The 18,304-nt window shown below is 62.2% G+C and carries 19 protein-coding genes and 1 pseudogene; 14 read left to right on the top strand and 6 right to left on the bottom strand.

Annotated features, from left to right (window positions below):
• Positions 1 to 5: 5 nt before the first annotated feature.
• Positions 6 to 671, bottom strand: a complete 666-nt coding sequence (locus HX823_RS11745) for a TIGR02466 family protein (protein ID WP_177074945.1) — start codon at positions 669 to 671, stop codon at positions 6 to 8.
• A 246-nt stretch (positions 672 to 917) separates the two neighbouring features.
• Here HX823_RS11745 and HX823_RS11740 point away from each other — a divergent pair, with 246 nt between their 5' ends.
• Together HX823_RS11740 and HX823_RS11735 are read left to right on the top strand one after the other, a co-directional pair.
• Positions 918 to 2,255, top strand: coding sequence for an MFS transporter (locus tag HX823_RS11740; protein WP_177074944.1), 1,338 nt, complete (start codon positions 918 to 920; stop codon positions 2,253 to 2,255).
• Between the two features lie 135 nt (positions 2,256 to 2,390).
• Positions 2,391 to 2,548 (top strand): annotated as a pseudogene (locus tag HX823_RS11735) (thiol-disulfide oxidoreductase); the annotation flags it as partial.
• Between the two features lie 242 nt (positions 2,549 to 2,790).
• Here HX823_RS11735 and HX823_RS11730 read toward each other — a convergent pair.
• Entirely contained in the window at positions 2,791 to 3,909 is a 1,119-nt protein-coding gene (locus HX823_RS11730; protein ID WP_177075094.1) for a saccharopine dehydrogenase family protein, read from the bottom strand.
• A gap of 80 nt (positions 3,910 to 3,989) precedes the next feature.
• Positions 3,990 to 5,156, bottom strand: a complete 1,167-nt coding sequence (locus tag HX823_RS11725) for an MFS transporter (protein WP_177074943.1) — start codon at positions 5,154 to 5,156, stop codon at positions 3,990 to 3,992.
• 94 nt (positions 5,157 to 5,250) lie between these two features.
• On the opposite strand from HX823_RS11725, the gene HX823_RS11720 reads away from it, so the two are divergent.
• Positions 5,251 to 6,144, top strand: coding sequence for a LysR family transcriptional regulator (locus HX823_RS11720; RefSeq protein WP_177074942.1), 894 nt, complete (start codon positions 5,251 to 5,253; stop codon positions 6,142 to 6,144).
• A 22-nt stretch (positions 6,145 to 6,166) separates the two neighbouring features.
• On the opposite strand, the gene HX823_RS11715 is transcribed toward HX823_RS11720, so the two are convergent.
• Positions 6,167 to 7,063 (bottom strand): LysR family transcriptional regulator, encoded by an 897-nt coding sequence (locus HX823_RS11715; protein WP_177074941.1) that lies wholly within the window; start codon positions 7,061 to 7,063, stop codon positions 6,167 to 6,169.
• A gap of 152 nt (positions 7,064 to 7,215) precedes the next feature.
• Here HX823_RS11715 and HX823_RS11710 point away from each other — a divergent pair, with 152 nt between their 5' ends.
• On the top strand, positions 7,216 to 7,869 hold the full coding sequence (locus HX823_RS11710; RefSeq protein ID WP_038849671.1) for a hydrolase: 654 nt from the start codon (positions 7,216 to 7,218) through the stop codon (positions 7,867 to 7,869).
• 45 nt (positions 7,870 to 7,914) lie between these two features.
• Here the strand turns inward: HX823_RS11710 and HX823_RS11705 are convergent, their stop codons facing one another.
• Positions 7,915 to 8,745, bottom strand: coding sequence for an NAD(P)-binding domain-containing protein (locus HX823_RS11705; protein WP_177075093.1), 831 nt, complete (start codon positions 8,743 to 8,745; stop codon positions 7,915 to 7,917).
• Positions 8,746 to 8,823: 78 nt separating this feature from the next.
• On the opposite strand from HX823_RS11705, the gene HX823_RS11700 reads away from it, so the two are divergent.
• The 6 genes from HX823_RS11700 (at position 8,824) to HX823_RS11675 (ending at position 12,071) form a co-directional block, all read left to right on the top strand.
• Positions 8,824 to 9,180 (top strand): VOC family protein, encoded by a 357-nt coding sequence (locus HX823_RS11700; RefSeq protein ID WP_177074940.1) that lies wholly within the window; start codon positions 8,824 to 8,826, stop codon positions 9,178 to 9,180.
• Positions 9,181 to 9,224: 44 nt separating this feature from the next.
• Positions 9,225 to 9,863: a hypothetical protein gene (locus HX823_RS11695; RefSeq protein ID WP_177074939.1), complete on the top strand. Its 639-nt coding sequence runs from the start codon at positions 9,225 to 9,227 to the stop codon at positions 9,861 to 9,863.
• Positions 9,864 to 9,922: 59 nt separating this feature from the next.
• Positions 9,923 to 10,471, top strand: a complete 549-nt coding sequence (locus HX823_RS11690) for an adenylate kinase (protein WP_177074938.1) — start codon at positions 9,923 to 9,925, stop codon at positions 10,469 to 10,471.
• Between the two features lie 66 nt (positions 10,472 to 10,537).
• Entirely contained in the window at positions 10,538 to 11,158 is a 621-nt protein-coding gene (locus HX823_RS11685) for a LysE family translocator (RefSeq protein ID WP_038849666.1), read from the top strand.
• A 3-nt stretch (positions 11,159 to 11,161) separates the two neighbouring features.
• Positions 11,162 to 11,554, top strand: coding sequence for an ester cyclase (locus HX823_RS11680; protein WP_177074937.1), 393 nt, complete (start codon positions 11,162 to 11,164; stop codon positions 11,552 to 11,554).
• 34 nt (positions 11,555 to 11,588) lie between these two features.
• Positions 11,589 to 12,071: a VOC family protein gene (locus HX823_RS11675; RefSeq protein WP_016979938.1), complete on the top strand. Its 483-nt coding sequence runs from the start codon at positions 11,589 to 11,591 to the stop codon at positions 12,069 to 12,071.
• On the opposite strand, the gene HX823_RS11670 is transcribed toward HX823_RS11675, so the two are convergent.
• Positions 12,068 to 12,964, bottom strand: a complete 897-nt coding sequence (locus tag HX823_RS11670) for an SGNH/GDSL hydrolase family protein (protein WP_177074936.1) — start codon at positions 12,962 to 12,964, stop codon at positions 12,068 to 12,070. The genes HX823_RS11675 and HX823_RS11670 overlap by 4 nt on opposite strands.
• Positions 12,965 to 13,360: 396 nt before the next feature.
• Here HX823_RS11670 and dapA point away from each other — a divergent pair, with 396 nt between their 5' ends.
• The 4 genes from dapA (at position 13,361) to HX823_RS11650 (ending at position 18,186) form a co-directional block, all read left to right on the top strand.
• Positions 13,361 to 14,209: a 4-hydroxy-tetrahydrodipicolinate synthase gene (dapA, locus tag HX823_RS11665; RefSeq protein ID WP_177074935.1), complete on the top strand. Its 849-nt coding sequence runs from the start codon at positions 13,361 to 13,363 to the stop codon at positions 14,207 to 14,209.
• Positions 14,210 to 14,334: 125 nt separating this feature from the next.
• A complete protein-coding gene (locus HX823_RS11660; RefSeq protein WP_177074934.1) occupies positions 14,335 to 15,507 on the top strand; it encodes a carboxylesterase in 1,173 nt (390 codons plus the stop codon).
• A gap of 139 nt (positions 15,508 to 15,646) precedes the next feature.
• Entirely contained in the window at positions 15,647 to 17,023 is a 1,377-nt protein-coding gene (locus tag HX823_RS11655) for a cystathionine beta-synthase (protein WP_177074933.1), read from the top strand.
• Positions 17,020 to 18,186: a cystathionine gamma-synthase gene (locus tag HX823_RS11650; protein WP_177074932.1), complete on the top strand. Its 1,167-nt coding sequence runs from the start codon at positions 17,020 to 17,022 to the stop codon at positions 18,184 to 18,186. Before HX823_RS11655 ends, HX823_RS11650 begins: the two co-directional genes overlap by 4 nt.
• Positions 18,187 to 18,304: the final 118 nt, after the last annotated feature.

Here is an 18,304-nt window from a genome sequence, read left to right as displayed (position 1 = left end):
GGTCGTCATGTGCCGAAGTTGAACGCGATCGAGATCCGTGGCCGCGCGCCCTCAAAGCGTCGTACCGAGTGCATCAACCAGGACGGAAACATGATCAATGTCCCGCTGCTGGCGACACAGATGCTGCTGAAACCGGCAGTCAGGCAATCCTCGACCCGCATGCGCAAGGCGGGATTGTAGGTCGAGGCGACCATGCCACGTGGATCGACGAATTCCAGGTCGCCGCCGACGGTGGCGTCCTCTTCACGCCCCCCCGCATCGACCCAGTAAACACCCGACCAAAATGCGCCAGGATGCCCATGCAGTGCATTGCTGTGGCCCGCCTCGTTCACATTGGCCCACGCGTTGAGTTTCCACTCGAAACCGGGCTCGGTGAGTCCGAAGCCTTCGTGATGAACGGCGGTCAGCTCAGTGGCAAACCGCGTAGCGAACGCCACCAACGCGCTGCAGGCATCCCCACCCCACGCCTGAAAATCGTTCGCGGACTGCCAACCGCCATCGTTGCTGCGCTGGGCGCCGGACTGGTCCTGCGCCATGCGTTGTGTGACCAGCGCTTTGAGCTCAGCGTTGAGCGTGTCGGCATTGGGGTATTGGATGCTGGCCAAAGGCGTTGTGAACAGCCGCCGGATGTTGATCAGCTCCGGCTTCAACAGATTGTCGCTCGACTGCATGGGTTACTCATCATGTTTTGCCAGTAGCCACAAACCATACCGGCATCATCGATTCGGCGATGTAAACCATTGTTAAAGTCTTAACGACAGTTGCGCACAAGCGCCCCGCCTCACCTGGCCCAAATCCTGCCTTCACCACCACCAGCAAGTCGCTGCTGACTACGCGGACGACTCTTTTGGGCCCCGCCGCCCAACAGCCTGCCCCGATAATCAGTCATCCCCGCACCTATCCCGAGGCCTCCCCCCATGACGAGCCCATCCACCGAACAGGTCAGCCCCCAGACTTTGCGAAAGGTCATTATCGCCGCCGGCATCGGTAACTTTGTCGAGTGGTTCGACTTCGCCGTCTACGGTTTCCTCGCCACCACCATCGCGCAGCAATTCTTCCCCAGCGGCGACGCCAGCGCCGCGTTGCTCAAGACCTTCGCCGTGTTTGCCGTGGCCTTTGCGTTCCGGCCCCTGGGCGGGATTTTCTTCGGCATGCTCGGCGACCGCATCGGCCGCAAACGCACCCTGGCCATGACGATCCTGTTGATGGCCGGCGCCACCACGCTGATCGGCCTGCTCCCCACCTACGCCGCTATCGGCGTAGCGGCGCCGATTCTGTTGTCGCTGATCCGCTGCGCCCAGGGTTTCTCTGCCGGGGGCGAATACGCCGGGGCCTGTGCCTATCTCATGGAACATGCACCGAGTGACAAACGTGCCTGGTACGGCAGCTTCGTGCCGGTGTCGACGTTTTCCGCCTTCGCCGCCGCCGCGGTGGTGGCGTATGCGCTGGAAGCGTCGTTGTCCGCCGAGGCCATGGGCAGTTGGGGCTGGCGCCTGCCGTTCCTGATCGCCGCGCCGCTGGGCCTGGTGGGGCTTTACCTGCGCTGGAAGCTGGACGAGACGCCCGCTTTCCAGGCGGTGAAAGAGGAGCACACCGTGGCCCACTCCCCGCTCAAGGAAACCCTGCGCAACCATGGTGCGGCGATCTGCTGCCTGGGCGCTTTTGTGTCACTGACGGCGCTGTCGTTTTATATGTTCACCACTTACTTCGCGACCTACCTGCAAGTGGCCGGCGGCTTGAGTCGGGCGATGGCGTTGCTGGTGTCGCTGATTGCGTTGATCTTCGCGGCGGCGATCTGCCCACTGGCGGGGTTGTATTCGGATCGAGTCGGCCGTCGTGTCACCGTGATGACCGCGTGTGTGTTGTTGATGGTGGTGGTGTATCCGTCGTTCCTGATGGCCAGCTCCGGCTCGTTCGCGGCCTCCATCGTTGGCGTGATGCTGCTGGCGGTAGGGGCCGTGCTGTGTGGCGTGGTTACGGCCGCCTTGCTGTCGGAAACCTTTCCAACCCGCACGCGCTACACCGCCTCGGCGATCACCTACAACCTGGCCTACACGATCTTCGGCGGCACCGCGCCGTTGATGGCGACCTGGTTGATCAGCACCACGGGCAGCAATCTGTCACCGGCGTTCTATCTGATTGCCGTAGCGTTGCTGGCGTTGGCGGGTGGGTTGGCGTTGCCGGAGACGTCGAGGATTTCCTTGCATGACGTGGGGCCGGAGGACAAAAGCACCGCGCCGGTGTTCTCGCGCTAAGTTCCAAAACAACGATGAGCAGTTGTGATAGCGCTGTGTCAGCCGATGATGATGTCGGCAACACCGCCGCCTTCGCAGCCTCGCCGGGGCTCGACAGCTCCCACAGTTGGGCGCTGTTGTGGTTGAAATTGCGCATGGCGTCCATTGCTGTTATTGCGCATCATCCCGCGCGGGCTGCGGGATTGGGCTACGACCGCATCGCACGCAATCGCGATCGAATTTTCGGGCGGTACGACACTTGCCTGTTGTCGCATCCAGACCATGAGCGGCGTTTCTTGAAGGCACCGCTATGAGTAATGCCGGTCAGTTAAGGGAACGAAAGACGTCCACCCTCTTGTGGTGAGCGGGCTTGTCCCGCGCTGGGCTGCGAAGCAGCCCCATTACTGCAGGCCCATTTCAGCCTGACGAAACGCGACGTCTGTTTTTAGGGCCGCTTCGCGCCCCAGCGCGGGACAAGCCCGCTCACCACAGAGGCCGCATTGCCTTGACTGACTGGCATTGGCCGCAAGCATGATTAGCTGAGTGGCGTGGTGCGCTAGTCCGAGAACCGTACAGAGAGACTCAGGTTCGCCGGGTCGTTGATGGCGGCCATGTACTCGTCGACGGTAATCTCACCGACGCACGGTCGCGCGCCGGGTTCGGGCCGGTAGCCCTGGGCGATCTTGACAGCCAGCGCAACAGCAGCGCAGCTGGGGATTTCCGGGCCTTTGTCATTCAACGCCGTGAGTTGCACGGCAAGTGACAAGGGTTGGCCGTCAGCCCCCACGCCCTGCACGTCGATGTACATCGCGCTTTTACCGTCGCCAAACCGTTCAAACCAAGTGCCCAACCGATGCAGCCGCGCGGCCCAGGCGACATGATCGCGCACGACCCCAAGCCGCCGAGCCTGGGCCAGCAACCCGTTGGCGACGCCACCCAGTTTGAGCCCCGCGCCCGCCTTGAAGCGCAAGGTGTGGGCGCCGTAGCGGCTGGCGAAAATATCCATGTCCGGCACGTCCACGTTGGCCAGCACCCGCGTGCCCAGTCCAGGCATTTTGCGCAGCGTCAGGTCCTGCCAACCCAGCACTTCGTGTACCCGGCCATTCTTGAGTTGCTTGATCGGTTTGCCCGCGTAGGCCAGCACCCCTTCGATCGTCGACAGGCCCGGCATCTTGGCCGAAGAGGAAATGCCATGCTCGATCGAGTCGATGCGCGTAAAACGCGACCGGTACTGGTCGATGAGCGCCGATGACAGTGTCGGCACCGAACTGCAACCACTGAGAATGGCCACGCCCGCCTGCTTGGCCTGCGCATCCAGCACGCCCACGCCATTGACGAAGGTGCGGCAGTCGGACAGGTCGCAGTAGTTCACACCCGCCTCGATGCAGCTCAGGGCCACCGCATAGGACTGCCCCTGGAACGGCCCGCCGGTATGAATCACTAACTGGATGCGCTTGGACTGTAAAACATCCGCGAATCCCACCCCCATCGCGTCGCCGCACCAGCCTTCGCACACCGTGCCGGGCTGCGCGTTCAACGCGTCGAGTTTGCGCTGCAACTTGTGTGGGTCGCGACCCGAGATCACCAGCTCAATGCCCGGTGCTACGGCCAGATGTCGGCACACGATGCTGCCGAAATTGCCGTAGCCGCCGATCACCATCACCCTGAGTGCCATGCCCGTCTTCCCTGAACCATCGATCATGCGCCGCGCCTGCAACAGGCTGGCAGCTGAGGCGGCCAACGATACTCGATTTCCTAAACCGCCGCAGCCATGCGAGCCCTGGAACTCCAGGCGAAGCTCACGACCATCAGCAACCCCAAGCCCGCCATCGCGGCGCCGGCCAGGGAAATCGCCGGGTAGCCCAGCCCTGCGTTGATCACCGCGCCACCCACTGCGGCGCCAATCGCGTTACCGAAGTTGAAAGCGCCGATGTTCACGGCCGAGGCCAGGTTCGGTGCATCCTTGGCCGCTTCCATCACGCGCATTTGCAACGGCGGCACGACGGCAAAGCTGGCGATACCCCAGATCAGAATGCTCACCGCCGCCGGAATCGGCCAGCGCATCAAGAATGCAAAGGCCAGCAGGACCAGGATCAGTGCGCTCAGCGAGACGATCAGGGTCCGGTCAATCGAGCGGTCTGCCGCCTTGCCGCCCCACATATTGCCCAGGGTCAGCCCGACGCCAAACAGCACCAGCATGGCCGTGATAAACGGGGTAGACGCATGGGTCTCATTGCTCAGGATCGGCGCGATATAGGTAAACACGGTGAACATCGCACCCGAACCGACCACGGTCAGGGCTAGCGCCGCCAGTACCGAACCACGCCCCAACACCTTGATTTCGGCCAGCACGCCGTCGCTTTTCGGCAGTGGCAGGTTAGGCAGCGCAAACCACAGCGCGACCATGGTCACCAGGCCCAATCCGCCAATGCCCCAGAACGCCGTACGCCAGCCAAGCAGCTCACCAAACCAGGTCGCCAGCGGCACACCGCCAATGGTCGCCAGGGTCAGGCCCATAAACATCGCGGCGACGGCTCCGGCGCGCTTGTCCGGCGCGACCACGCTGGCGGCGACGATGGAGCCGACGCCAAAAAACGCACCGTGGTTAAGCGAAGTGATGACGCGGGCGATCAACAGGTCGTAATAGCCGGTGGCAAGCGCCGACATCACGTTACCCAGGGTGAAAATGGCCATAAGCCCCACCAGCAGATAGCGCCGGGGAATCTTGCCGGTGGTCAAGATCATCAGGGGCGCGCCAAGCAGTACCCCCAGGGCATAGGCGCTGACCAACAGCCCTGCGGTGGGAATGGACACGCCAAGGTCATTGGCGATGGTGGGCAACATGCCCATGGGCGCGAACTCAGTGACGCCAATGCCAAAGGCACCGACGGCAAGGGCTACAAGGGGTGGATTGATACGCATGGAAGACTCCTCATTTATGCCGCAAATGCTACGATCAACGCTTTAACGGCACTAGACCGTTTAATTGGCAATCACCTTTGCGCGCGAGGCAAAAATGGATTTCAACGGCAGGTCGGGTGAGATGGCAGTATTCGCAATGGTCGCGCAGGAAGGCAGCCTGTCGGCGGCGGCGCGGGCGTTACGCCTGACGCCCTCGGCCGTCAGCCGTGTCATCGCACGCACGGAACAGCGCCTGGGCACCCGCCTGCTGATTCGCACGACCCGCGCCCTCGCCTTCACGGCCGAAGGCGAGGTGTACCTTCGCGGCGCCCGGCGCATCCTGGCCGACATGGACGAAGTCGAGGAAGCCATCGCCGACCAGGGCGCGCCCAAAGGCCGGCTACGGGTCAGTGCTGCCCTGGGCCACGGTCGCATGGCCATCGTGCCCTTGGTGGCGGCATTCAGCGCCCGCTACCCGAACATTGTGGTGGATTTGACCTTGGGCGACGAAGTGGTCGACATCCTGGGCGGCCAAGCGGACGTGGCGATCCGCTTTGGCGACCTGCCAGACAGCCCGCTGACAGCGCGCCGCATCGGTGATACCGGCCAGGCGCTGGTGGCGTCGCCTGCGTACCTCCACCGACACGGCACACCGCTGGAACCGAACGACTTGCTGCGACACAACTGCCTGCGTTTCAACTTCCGCCGTGCCCAATCCGACTGGCCCTTCGCCCGTGACGGCCGGGAGTTTTCGCTGAAGATCAACGGCAATATCGAATGCAGCAGTGGCGAAGCGCTCGCGCAACTGGCGCGACTGGGCGCCGGTATCGCACGCATCGGCGAATTCACGGTGGCAGAAGACCTGCAACGCGGTGACCTGGTGCGCCTGCTGGAATCCTGGAACCCCGGCGACAGGGAGCCGATCCACGTGGTGTTTGTCGGCGGTGCGAGCATGCCGGCGCGGATCCGCGTGTTTGTGGACTTTTTGCTGGAGCACCATCGGCTGTAAACCACGCCTGGCGCCAGCGTTTTCACCTGGCGACGTCACCCGCAAAGTGCGGAGACGTACCGAAATACTCGATCAAAAGTTCGGTGAGAACCCGAATCTTCTGGGCCGGATGCTGACCTGCCGGCCGGACCATGTAGGCACCTGCCGGAGGGGGTGGATACGCCGTCATGATCGGCACCAGCGCACCGCTGGCCAGGCTGTCGTGGGTGAGGCAATCGGGCAGGTACGCGATCCCCAGCCCGGCTACGGCGGCAGCCACCAACGCCACACCGCTGTCCGCCTTGAAGCGCCCCTGGGGACGCACCGCAACGACCTTGTCGCCCTCCAGAAATTGCCAGGCTTCGGTGCTCTGCATGAGGGCTTGATGGGCGATCAACTCCTCCGGCTTCTGCGGCGCACCATGGGCCTTGATATACCCCGGACTCGCAACCAGTTTGCCCTTGATCGGGCCAATACAGCGTGCAATCAGGTTGGAGTCCTGCAGGTAGCCGACCCGTATCGCACAGTCATAACCCTCTGCGATGAGATCAACAAAACGATCGCTGTAGCAGGTCTGGATATGCAGTTGCGGGTGACGCCGAGCCATTTCCGCCAACACGGGGGCGAAATGGGTGGGGCCGAAAGACAGCGGCGCGGCCACTCGCAGGCGGCCTCGCAACGCTCCGGCGGGCAGGATCGCTTCCCTGGCAACGTCCATTTCCGCACAGACCCTGGCGGCATAGTCGCGAAACGTAGCGCCGGCCTCAGTCAGCGCGGCCCCACGCGTAGACCGGGCCAGTAACTGCACGCCAAGTTCTGCTTCCAGGCGCGCCAACCTGCGACTGACGATTGACTTGGACACACCAAGCCTCACCGCAGCAGGCGAAACGCCCCCCGCATCGGCAACCTCCACGAAGGTCTGAAGTTCTTCGATATCCAAATCAGTGTTCCCCTTTGAGCGACACAGCTAACCACCGCGCGCGACTACCGCAATGAGTGAGAGAAAAGCACAGTGCTGTCCACAAGCAATGCGGCCACCTGCGCACTGCTTGATAGCTGATCCCGCTCACAACGACAACAAAGGATGTATCAATGACTTTTCGTAACGGCATTGACTCGCTGCTTCGCCCGGAAGATTCGGTACTCGTTCTGATTGACCATCAGCCTTACCAACTCACCAACCTGAACAGCCATGAGCCGCAGATGGTAGTCAACAATGCCACGGCACTCGCCAAAGCCGCCAAGGCCTTCAATGTACCCACCATCCTGACCAGCGTAATCGCCGAACGTGGCGGTTTCATTTTCCCGCAAATCACCGATGTGTTTCCCGGCCAAACGGTCATCGACCGTACACTCATCAACACCTGGGAAGATCAGGCCGTGGTGGACGCGGTAAAAGCCACTGGCCGCAAGCAACTGGTCATCGCGGGCCTGTGGACTGAAATCTGCGTGGCCATGCCGGTGATCCAAGCCCTCGGCGAAGGCTGGGACGTGACCGTGATCACCGACGCCTCGGGCGCTGTTTCCGTCGAGGCCCATCAGGTAGCGATCCAGCGCATGATTGCGGCCGGCGCGAACATGATGACCTGGCTGGCGATAGCCGCCGAATGGCAGCGCGACTGGGCGCGCAGCGAAACAGCCGGCGCGCTGACCGAGGTGCTTCAGCAGCATGCCGCGGGTAGCGGCATTGCGTACCTGTGGGAGCAGCAATTGCTCAACACACCGGTGCCGGCTGTCGCGGGGTAATTAGAACGGGGATGAAGCGACGTTCGCGCGATGCTTCATCCCCGCTCACTGTTTCTTCGCCAAGCCTGTAGGCAGCGGCTTGTGCAGGCGTTCAAGCACTTCATCAGCCGCCGCTGTCCATGCCTGGGACGCTCGGTTATTCCTGAGCACCTCCAGCCCGGCCGCCGTAAAGGTGCCGGGCGTGGCAATGGCGCTACCCAACGCTTCGAGACTGGCCGTTGGCTGATGACGGGCGCTGGCCAGGCAGTCTTGCAGGTTGCCCATCACCAGTTGGGCGGCCTGGTCTTTGGACAGGCCTTTGTCGGTGAACCACTGCTGAAGATCACTCAGGAAGAAATAGAACCAGCCGTTCATGCAAGCCGCGACGGTGGCCAGTTCGAACGCCTCTTCCTCGTCCAATACAACCAATGATCCAAGCGCGCCCAGCAGCGTTGCGTGGGGTTCGCCACCGGGCGTGATCACCACGGTTGTCTGGTTGATCTGCGCGGCATAGGACAGCATGGCGCGCACTACACGCGCCTGCGGGAACCGGCGCTGCAACTCGGCCAGCTGCAATCCCGCCACCAGCGACACCAGCGTTTGCTCAGCCCTAAGTTGCACTTCATTCGAAAGCTGATCGACCACCTCCGGGCGCACGCCCAGCACCAACAAGTCCGCCCCATCGACAACCTGTTGATTGTCAGCCATCACCTCACAGTCCCATTGCGCACTGAGTTGCTGCGCACGTTCGTGGTTACGCGGGGACAGCAGCACCCGACCGCCAAAGCCGCTGCGCCGCAGGCCGATCACTACCTTTTCCGTCAGCTCACCGACGCCCAGGATTCCAATGTTCAGCACGCTGTCCACTCCGATCAATTCTGTAGTCGACTGCATCATAGGCATGATTGCCGTCTTCATGCAGGCGGACGTTCACGCTACACTCGCCGCTCGAAAAGATCAGCCAGGGAGGCAAGCATGAGCACTCAAGGTAAAGACCGGCAAATCGACAACATCGAATTCAACGTCAGCGATATCGCCCGCAGCAAAACCTTCTACGGCGGCGCGTTCGGCTGGACGTTTGTTGATTACGGCCCCACCTATACCGAGTTCAGCGATGGGCGCCTGACAGGCGGGTTCACCACGGGGGAGCCGGTTCGGCCGGGTGGCCCGTTAGTCATCTTGTATGCCGATGATCTCGATGCCACTCAGCAGCGGCTCAAAGCCCTGGGGGCTCTCATCACCCGCGAGACATTTTCATTCCCGGGTGGACGCAGGTTCCACTTCACCGATCCGGATGGCTATGAACTGGCGGTTTGGAACGCTGATCAATAGGTCTCCCCCTCAAGCCACACCCTCACAGGATATGAAGGTTACCCATGCGTTCTCTCTTTCCCCTGGCGCTCAGCTTGACGCTTATCGGCTGCGCCACCACCAAAACCGACGTGCGCAACGAAGCCCAGATCAGCCAATACGACCCGGCCAACTCGGCCCGCGTCCGCCTGATCACGGGTGACACCACCAATGCGGGATTCCTCAGTGGCCAGACCTGCGAAGCGTTTTACAACGGGGCCCTGCTGACCAAAACGCCTGAAGAAGCCGGATGGCAAAAAGCGCATATCGACTCGGCGGGCCTCTACCCTTTCAGAGCCACCGACAGCCAGAACAGTGTGATTGGCATGCCTGCCAGCAAGGCGAGCAAAGCCATCAACCAGTCGCCTAAAGTGTTTGACGAGCACGTCATTGCGGCGGGTAAGCCCTTTATTGCAGGGTTCGCCATGGGCGGTTCGCAAATGTCCTGCTTTCCCGCGCCTGTCACACTCATCCCCGAGCCCGGCAAAGACTATGAAATGGAACTGCAGATGGTCAAAATCAGCACGTTCAAGGCAGGTTGCGTGATTGCCGTTCGCCAACTTTCCGCTCAGGGCAACAACACGGTTGAAACCCCGCTCAGGCCGCAGGTATGTGCCAAAACCCCGTCGGGTTGGTACACCGTCACCCCGAAACCTTTGCCCTGAAATGCCTGGGCAGGTCATCTCCCTGACCTGGGACCCGGCTTGTGTTCATGGAGGAAAAAATGCGGATCTACATCACCGGTGCATCGTGTGCGGGCGTCACCACGCTGGGTCACCACCTCGCCACGCGGCTGGGTCTACGACAAGTCGACGTCGATGACTTTTACTGGATGCCCACAAACCCGCCTTTCACAACCAAGCGACCTCCCGCTGATCGCGTGTCATTGATGCAGCAAGCACTCGGTGACGAGGGTTGGCTGCTGAGCGGTTCCTGCATGGTCTGGGGCGATGCGCTGATTGCTGATGCCGACCTGATTGTCTTCGTTTTCACACCCACGCCCGTTCGCCTCGAACGCCTGGCTGCCCGCGAGAAGGCGCGTTTTGGCGAGCGGATCGCACCCGGTGGTGATATGCACGCGATACACGTGGCCTTCCGAGAATGGGCTTCGCAGTATGACGACCCGAATTTCTCAGGGCGAAACCGGGCGTGGCATGAGGCGTGGATATCACAGCAGACGGCTCCGGTCTTAAGGATTGACGGGATGCGCAGTGCTGAACAGATGGCCGCTGATGTCGCAAATGCCGCGATAGCTCACAACACGAACGGCTGAGGCTGTCCAACGACCTCCACTCCCCTTATCCTCACACCTCCCCGCCCCCGCGAACCCGGAGCCGCCATGGACCTCGCCACCCTCGCCCTTTTCCTCCCCGCCTGCTTCGCCCTGAACATGGCGCCAGGCCCGAACAACCTGCTGTCCGTCAGCAACTCCACCCGCTACGGCTACCGCACCTCATGCCTGGCCGGTATCGGCCGCTTGCTGGCCTTCGCCGGCATGATCGCCCTCGCCTCTGCGGGTTTGGCGGTGGTGCTGCAAACGTCGGAGTTGTTGTTCTACGGGATCAAGATCCTGGGCGCGGCGTATCTGTTTTATCTGGCGTTTCAGTTGTGGCGGGCCAATTCGGAGGCAGAGGCGCAGTCCGCGACAGCCAAGGTGGGATTATGGGCGTTGGCGCGGCAGGAGTTTTTGGTGGCGGCGGGCAATCCGAAGGCAATCCTGATCTTCACCGCCTTCCTCCCGCAATTCGTGGTGCCCGGCGAGCCCATCACCCCGCAATTTGCGCTGCTCGGCGCGATGTTCCTGGTGCTGGAATGGATCGCCATCAGCGCCTACGCCTATATGGGCCTGCACATGCGGCGCTGGTTTGCCGAGCCGCGGGGCAAGCGGATTTTCAATCGGTGCTGCGCGGGGTTGTTGTCGGCGGCGGCGACGGTGTTGTTGATGGCGCGCAGGGCTTGAGACATGACTAGAGACGAACTCGCCACCTTTTACCAAGGCTATATCGACTGCCTGAACCGCCAGGATTGGGAGCGCCTGGGCGACTTCGTGCACCCGGACGTAACCTACAACGCCGAACAGGTCGGCCTTGCCGGCTACCGCGCGATGCTGGAACGGGATTTTCGCGAGATACCGGACTTGGTGTTCCGCATCCAACTGGTGGTGGCCGATCCGCCGACGGTTGCCAGCCGCCTGAATTTCACTGTGACGCCCAGGGGCGAGTTCTTCGGCCTGCCGATCAATGGGCGCACGGTGACGTTCGACGAAAATGTGTTCTACGAAGTGGTGGACGGTAAATTTGCCCGCGTGTGGTCGATTATCGACAAGGGGGCCATCGAGCAGCAACTGGCCGTCTAGACTCTACACAGCCCTTTTCCTGTGGAGACCGACCATGAAAAGCAAGAACACCCTCTGCCTCTGGTACAACGGCACCGCCCTGGAGGCCGCCACCTTCTACGCCATGACCTTCCCCGACAGCAAGGTGAACGCCGTGCACCTGGCGCCCGGTGATTACCCGTCCGGCAAACAGGGGGATGTGCTGACCGTGGACTTCACCGTGTTGGGCATCCATTGCATTGGCCTCAACGGTGGACCGATCTTCCCCCATACCGAGGCGTTTTCATTTCAGGTGGCCACCGATGACCAAGCCGAGACGGATCGTTACTGGAACGCCATCGTCGGCAACGGCGGCCAGGAAAGCGCCTGCGGCTGGTGTAAGGACAAGTGGGGGTTGTCGTGGCAGATCTCACCGCGAGTGCTGACCGACGCGGTCACCCACCCGGACCCGGCCGTCGCCAAGCGCGCCTTTGACGCGATGATGACCATGAAGAAGATCGACATCGCCGCCATTGAAGCGGCGGTGGCCGCAGGCTAAGGCAACGCCTTGAGCATGGCCTTTGCCGCCAGGGCGTGGACCTTGCGGGTGGGGTGCCATTCGTCCCAGTAGTAATGGCCATCGGGGTTGGCGCACGCCGGTTTCACGTCCGGGTAGGTGGGCTGGCATGGCGTGTCCATATCCGTGAACCCATTGGCTGGCGGATTGGCGCGTAACGCATCGCTGAACGCCAGGTGGTCGAAGTAAGTGATCTTCGCCCCGCCGATCTGCGCCAGCGCGGCCGGCAGCTTCTGTGCGAGCAACTGCTGGTAGTGCTTGGCGTTGTCGACCTGGTTGCCCTGCACCACGGCGGGCACGTGGCTGAGGTCCGTGGTGCCCACCACCATCACGTGCCTGGCCCCCGCTGCCACCAGTTGCTCGGTGGCATTGCGGATGTTGGCCAGGCTGGATTCGCTCAGGGCTTCGATGGTTTCAGGATGGGAGAAGTCGGCCCATTCGAAAAAATCGTTGGCCGAGATGAAAATGAAATACAGCGCCTTGGGATCGGCCTTGTGGGACTTGGCGGCCTGCAAATGCTCGGCAACCTGGCGCAGCACGCCAGTGTCCTGGGTCGGCATCATCCACGTGTAGTAGTTGCCGTGGCCACTTTTGGCGCCGCCCACCGCGTAGTCGGTCAGTGCTGTTTTCAATGCCTGGGCCAGGCCTTCAACGGCGGTCGGGCCGTTGCTCCAGCGTCCCTTCCAGTACAGCGGGCCCGGCAGTGCCTGAGCGTCCTTGACCTTCTGCGCGGCAAGCCTTGTGGTGAGCGCGTCGCCCGCGCCATTGTCGGAGTAGCTGTCGCCAAAAGCATACAGGTGGTCGTAGGTCGAGGCGCCTAAGGCGGTCGACACAGACAGGGTCAGCAAGGCGGCCAAACACGCGCGTCGGATCATCGAGGTTCTCCCGGAAGGTGCGAATAGACTACCGGCTGGTTGAAAGCACGACAGGACGATTGCGACGCGCACATATCCGGCGACGGCCCTATAAACTCGAATACATCCCGTTGACACACGCTGCAATATTCCATGAAGATGGAGGCCTTGTTCAGGGTGTGTCATCTCATGACTGCAACGTCTCCCGTTAACCTTTCCGTCATTGGCTCCATTGCCAAGGCGCAAGGTTGCGTTGCGCACGCCCTCAAATCGAAGAAACAGTCGCTCATGTGACCGGGGCGCGCTGTCCCGTCAGATGAGCTGACAGGACATTGAGCGCGACGGCCTTCCTCCCTTGCACAATTCCCTCTGCCCTTCTGACGGTGACTCCAGCGGTCAATCATCAGGAGAAAGTGCATGTCAGCGTTTCAAGGTATCTGGGTTCCCGTGGTCACGCCGTTCCAGGACGGCGCCATTGATTTCATCGGCCTGCACCGCCTGGTCAGCCATCTGCTGGCACAGCACGTGGCCGGGATCATGGTGTGCACCACCACCGGGGAAGCGGCGTCGCTGAGTCGCCAGGAACAGTTGGCGGTGCTCGATGCGGTGTTGCAGTGGGTGCCGGCAAACCGTGTGGTGATGGGCCTGGCGGGCTACAACCAGATTGAGCTGTTGCACTTCCAGCGCGAAATCCTGCAACGCCCGGTCGCCGGTTTGCTGGTGCCGGCGCCCAGCTACATCCGCCCGTCCCAGGCCGGCCTGGAAGCGTTCTTCCGCACAGTGGCCGATGCGTCCAGCGTGCCGATCATCCTGTATGACATCCCCTACCGCACCGGGGCGACCTTCGAGCAGGCCACTTTGCTCAACATCGTCGCCCATGAGCGGATCGTCGCGATCAAGGACTGTGGCGGCAACCTGGGCAATACCCTGGCGTTGCTGGCCAGTGGCAACGTGGCGGTGTTGTGCGGCGAGGATATCCAGATCTTCAACGCGCTGTGCCTGGGCGCGACCGGGGCGATTGCGGCGTCGGCCCATCTGCACACCGAACGGTTTGTGGCGCTGTGGCAGCAGGTGCGGGACAACCAACTGGCTGAAGCACGGGAGACGTTTTTCCAGTTGCTGCCCTTGATCAACACGCTGTTCATGGAGCCCAACCCGGCGCCGGTAAAAGCGGCCCTGGCGTTGCAGGGGTTGATCAGCAGCGAGTTGCGCGCGCCAATCCAGCGCGCCAGCGACGCGGTTGTCACCCAACTGACGCAGTTATAGGAACCGGCTGACAGGGGCGATCTGATCGCCTCACACAGCCGTTACCAATGGTCATATTTTTGGTTGGCGATAGCGCAGACGGCCGCGTAAGGTCGGCTGCACATTGCATCGGTCCGGGGATCTGGATGAAATCACTGCGTTTTCTGATACTGCTCAGCCTGGCGGGTTGCTCTGCCCACTCGGCAGTACTGCCGTCACCCGTGCCCGACAGTTTTGAACACTACCGCCAGCAAACCCTGTTGGACCTTGAGCGCGACCGACGCTTTCAAGACACCGACCACAGCTTGGAGCTGGACTGGAATGCGCCGCGTGAATGGGTCGCGCAAACGCCCAATGGCCACGGCGTTTTGCTGGTGCACGGCTTGGGCGATTCGCCGGGTTCTTTCAGCGATATTGGCGCGCATCTGGCCTCGCGGGGCTATCGAGTACGCACGCTGTTGCTGCCAGGGCATGGCACACAACCGTCGGACATGCTGGACATCGACATCGAGGATTGGCGCCGAACCGTGGCCCAACAAGTGGAGCTGCTGCGTCGGGAGACGGACCAGGTCTACCTGGGCGGCTTCTCTACCGGCGCCAACCTGGTGCTGGAGTACGCCATGGACAATCCGGACATTGCCGGGCTGCTGATGTTTTCGCCGGCGTTCAAGGCGCGTAATCGCTATATCTGGCTGCTGCCCTGGCTGGCCCACATCAAGCCATGGCTACGTGACCCGGACGGTCCGCGCCAGCAACAAACACCGCTGCGCTACCAGAATGTGCCTACCAATGGCTTTGCGCAGTTCTACCAGACCAGCAAATCTGTCATCGACAAGCTGGAAGACCGGCCATTTGATCGACCCGTGCTGATCGTCAGCGCGGCCCATGACTCAGTGGTGGATGTGGACTTTGTACGGGAGAGCTTCGCTGGGCGCTTCACCCACCCGGCCTCACGCATGATCTGGTACGGCGAGCCCGCCACATCACCGCAATTACCGCGTCTGCTGGTGCGCACTGACCACCTGCCGGCCCAACAAGTCAGTCGGTTCTCCCACATGGGCGTGCTGTTCGCACCCGACAACCCCCTGTACGGGCCCGGCGGCAGCCAGCGCGTGTGCCTGAACGGCCAGACCGATGAGGACTTTGCGCGTTGCCGCGCAGGCGAACCCGTGTGGTATTCGGACTGGGGCTATCGCGAGCCGGGCAAAGTGCATGCGCGGCTCACCTTCAACCCGTATTTCGACTGGCAAGCCCAGGTCATGGACCAGGTGATGCAAGCCTCATCACCGGCATTGGCCCGGCGGCAAAAGCAACCCTGAAGGCCAATGCGCCAAAAAAAGATAAACAGCGGACTCCCCGGTTGCGAGCGCTGCGTTCCAGGCCTATGGTCGAAGGCAGACTTTGCATTTTGTTGCATTTCGCGGTCCACCCCGACGCCAACTCGCACCAGGTGACACCATGCCCAGCCCTTCCCGCCCCGCCGTCCTTGAACTGATCGGCAACACGCCGCTGGTTCGGGTCAGCCGGTTCGATACCGGCCCCTGCACGTTGTTTCTCAAGCTTGAATCCCAGAACCCCGGTGGCTCCATCAAGGACCGCATCGGCCTGGCCATGATCGACGCCGCCGAACGCGACGGTCGTTTGCGCCCCGGCGGCACCATTATTGAAGCCACCGCTGGCAACACCGGCCTGGGCCTGGCGCTGGTCGGCCGGGCCAAGGGCTACCGGGTGGTGCTGGTGGTGCCCGACAAGATGTCCACGGAAAAAGTACTGCACCTCAAGGCCATGGGCGCCGAGGTGCATATCACCCGCTCCGACGTGGGCAAGGGCCACCCCGAGTATTATCAGGACGTGGCCGCGCGCCTGGCCGAGGACATTCCGGGCTCGTTCTTCGCTGACCAATTCAACAACCCGGCCAACCCCCTGGCCCATGAAACCAGCACAGCACCGGAAATCTGGGCACAGACCCAGCATGATCTGGACGCGATCGTCGTCGGCGTCGGCTCAGCCGGTACCCTCACCGGCCTGACCCGCTTCTTCAAGCGCGTACAACCCGAACTGGCGATGGTACTGGCCGACCCGGTGGGCTCGGTGATGGCCGAATACAGCCGCAGTGGCAAGATGGAAACACCGGGCTCCTGGGCGGTGGAAGGCATTGGCGAAGACTTCATTCCCTCGATTGCCGACCTGTCCAGCGTGCGTCAGGCCTACTCCATCAGCGACGAAGAAAGCTTCGACCACGCCCGGCAGTTGCTCAAGGCAGAGGGCATTCTCGGCGGTTCATCCACCGGCACCCTGCTCGCTGCGGCCCTGCGTTACTGCCGCGAACAGACCACACCCAAGCGCGTGGTGACCTTTGTCTGCGACACCGGCACCCGTTACCTGTCAAAGGTCTACAACGACCAATGGATGAACGACGCTGGCCTTTTGCACTACAAGCACTACGGCGACCTGCGCGACCTGATCGCGCGGCGCTTCGAAGACGGTCGTGTGATCAGCGTGAGCCCCGACGACACCTTGCTCACTGCCTTTCAGCGCATGCGCCTGGCGGATGTATCGCAGCTGCCCGTGTTGGTGGACGGTCAGAAGCTGGTGGGTGTGATCGATGAATCCGACATCCTGCTGGGCCTGCACCAGGACGCCACGCATTTCTCCATGATTGTCTCCAGCGCCATGACCGATACCCTGCAAACCCTATCCCCCAGCGCCAGCCTCGCGCAACTGCAGGCGGAGCTGGATCGCGGACTGGTCGCCATTATTGCCGACGCCTCAGGCTTCCACGGCCTGATCACCCGCGTCGACCTGCTCAACCACCTACGGAGATCCCTTGCATGAGCCCATCCGACAAAAGCGCCTTCGCCACCCGTGTGATCCATGCAGGACAGTCTCCCGACCCGACCACGGGCGCGCTGATGCCGCCGATCTACGCCAACTCCACCTACCTGCAAGACAGCCCCGGCGTACACAAAGGCTTCGACTACGGCCGCTCCCACAACCCCACGCGGTTTGCCCTGGAGCGCTGCGTGGCGGACCTGGAAGGCGGCAGCCAGGCGTTTGCCTTCGCCTCTGGGCTGGCGGCGATTTCGACGGTGTTGGAGTTGCTGGATGCCGGCGCCCATATCGTCTCCGGCAATGATTTGTATGGCGGCACCTTCCGGCTGTTCGATAAAGTGCGCCAACGCAGCGCCGGGCACCGCTTCAGCTTTGTCGACCTGAGTGACTTGTCGGCGTTTGAAGCGACCCTGCAGGCTGACACGCGCATGGTCTGGGTCGAGACCCCCAGCAACCCGCTGCTGAGCCTCACAGACCTGAGCGCCATCGCGCGTATCTGCCGCGATCGCGGCATCATTTGCGTGGCCGACAACACCTTCGCCAGCCCTTGGATCCAGCGCCCACTGGAACTGGGCTTTGATGTGGTGGTGCATTCCACCACCAAGTACCTCAATGGCCACTCCGATGTCATCGGCGGCATTGCCATCGTCGGCGACAATCCTGAACTGGCGGAACGCCTGGGCTTCCTGCAGAACTCGGTGGGCGCCATCGCCGGGCCCTTCGATGCGTTCCTCACCCTGCGCGGCGTGAAAACCCTGGCGCTGCGCATGGAACGCCATTGCAGCAACGCCCTGGACCTGGCCACCTGGCTGGAGCAGCAGCCGCAAGTGGCACGGGTTTATTACCCAGGCCTCAAGTCCCATCCGCAGCACGAACTGGCGCGCAAACAGATGCGTGGGTTTGGCGGGATGATTTCGATTGACCTGAACAGCGACCTGGCCGGCGCCACGCGCTTCCTGGAAAACGTCAAGATCTTCGCCCTGGCCGAAAGCCTTGGCGGTGTGGAAAGCCTGATCGAACACCCGGCGATCATGACCCACGCGAGCATCCCGGCGGCAACGCGGGCGCAGCTGGGGATTGGGGATGGGTTGGTGCGGTTGTCGGTGGGAGTTGAGGATGTGGAGGATCTGCGGGCGGACTTGGCTCAGGCCCTGGCACTTATCTAAATAGGTGGGCTTGGCCTGTGTGGTGAGCGGGCTTGCCCCGCGCTGGGTGGCGAAGCCGCCCCAATAAAAACGCCGCACTCTGTCAGGCAGAATGCGGCGTCTGGTTTTAGGGCTGCTT

Origin of the sequence: Pseudomonas sp. P7759 (assembly GCF_013386445.1) — a bacterium.
Lineage (GTDB): Bacteria > Pseudomonadota > Gammaproteobacteria > Pseudomonadales > Pseudomonadaceae > Aquipseudomonas > Aquipseudomonas azotoformans_A.
The sequence above is the reverse complement of the archived record's forward strand: the minus strand, read 5'-3'. Positions and strand labels throughout refer to the sequence as shown.

Bases quoted from the DNA above. Each gene is read 5' to 3' on its own strand.
- dapA (WP_177074935.1), top strand. From the start codon at position 13,361: ATGTCAGCGTTTCAAGGTATCTGGGTTCCCGTGGTCACGCCGTTCCAG.
- HX823_RS11720 (WP_177074942.1), top strand. From the start codon at position 5,251: ATGGATTTCAACGGCAGGTCGGGTGAGATGGCAGTATTCGCAATGGTC.
- HX823_RS11700 (WP_177074940.1), top strand. From the start codon at position 8,824: ATGAGCACTCAAGGTAAAGACCGGCAAATCGACAACATCGAATTCAAC.
- HX823_RS11670 (WP_177074936.1), bottom strand. From the start codon at position 12,964: ATGATCCGACGCGCGTGTTTGGCCGCCTTGCTGACCCTGTCTGTGTCG.
- HX823_RS11675 (WP_016979938.1), top strand. From the start codon at position 11,589: ATGAAAAGCAAGAACACCCTCTGCCTCTGGTACAACGGCACCGCCCTG.
- HX823_RS11705 (WP_177075093.1), bottom strand. From the start codon at position 8,745: ATGATGCAGTCGACTACAGAATTGATCGGAGTGGACAGCGTGCTGAAC.
- HX823_RS11710 (WP_038849671.1), top strand. From the start codon at position 7,216: ATGACTTTTCGTAACGGCATTGACTCGCTGCTTCGCCCGGAAGATTCG.
- HX823_RS11695 (WP_177074939.1), top strand. From the start codon at position 9,225: ATGCGTTCTCTCTTTCCCCTGGCGCTCAGCTTGACGCTTATCGGCTGC.
- HX823_RS11740 (WP_177074944.1), top strand. From the start codon at position 918: ATGACGAGCCCATCCACCGAACAGGTCAGCCCCCAGACTTTGCGAAAG.
- HX823_RS11725 (WP_177074943.1), bottom strand. From the start codon at position 5,156: ATGCGTATCAATCCACCCCTTGTAGCCCTTGCCGTCGGTGCCTTTGGC.
- HX823_RS11680 (WP_177074937.1), top strand. From the start codon at position 11,162: ATGACTAGAGACGAACTCGCCACCTTTTACCAAGGCTATATCGACTGC.
- HX823_RS11685 (WP_038849666.1), top strand. From the start codon at position 10,538: ATGGACCTCGCCACCCTCGCCCTTTTCCTCCCCGCCTGCTTCGCCCTG.
- HX823_RS11660 (WP_177074934.1), top strand. From the start codon at position 14,335: ATGAAATCACTGCGTTTTCTGATACTGCTCAGCCTGGCGGGTTGCTCT.
- HX823_RS11650 (WP_177074932.1), top strand. From the start codon at position 17,020: ATGAGCCCATCCGACAAAAGCGCCTTCGCCACCCGTGTGATCCATGCA.
- HX823_RS11655 (WP_177074933.1), top strand. From the start codon at position 15,647: ATGCCCAGCCCTTCCCGCCCCGCCGTCCTTGAACTGATCGGCAACACG.
- HX823_RS11745 (WP_177074945.1), bottom strand. From the start codon at position 671: ATGCAGTCGAGCGACAATCTGTTGAAGCCGGAGCTGATCAACATCCGG.
- HX823_RS11730 (WP_177075094.1), bottom strand. From the start codon at position 3,909: ATGGCACTCAGGGTGATGGTGATCGGCGGCTACGGCAATTTCGGCAGC.
- HX823_RS11690 (WP_177074938.1), top strand. From the start codon at position 9,923: ATGCGGATCTACATCACCGGTGCATCGTGTGCGGGCGTCACCACGCTG.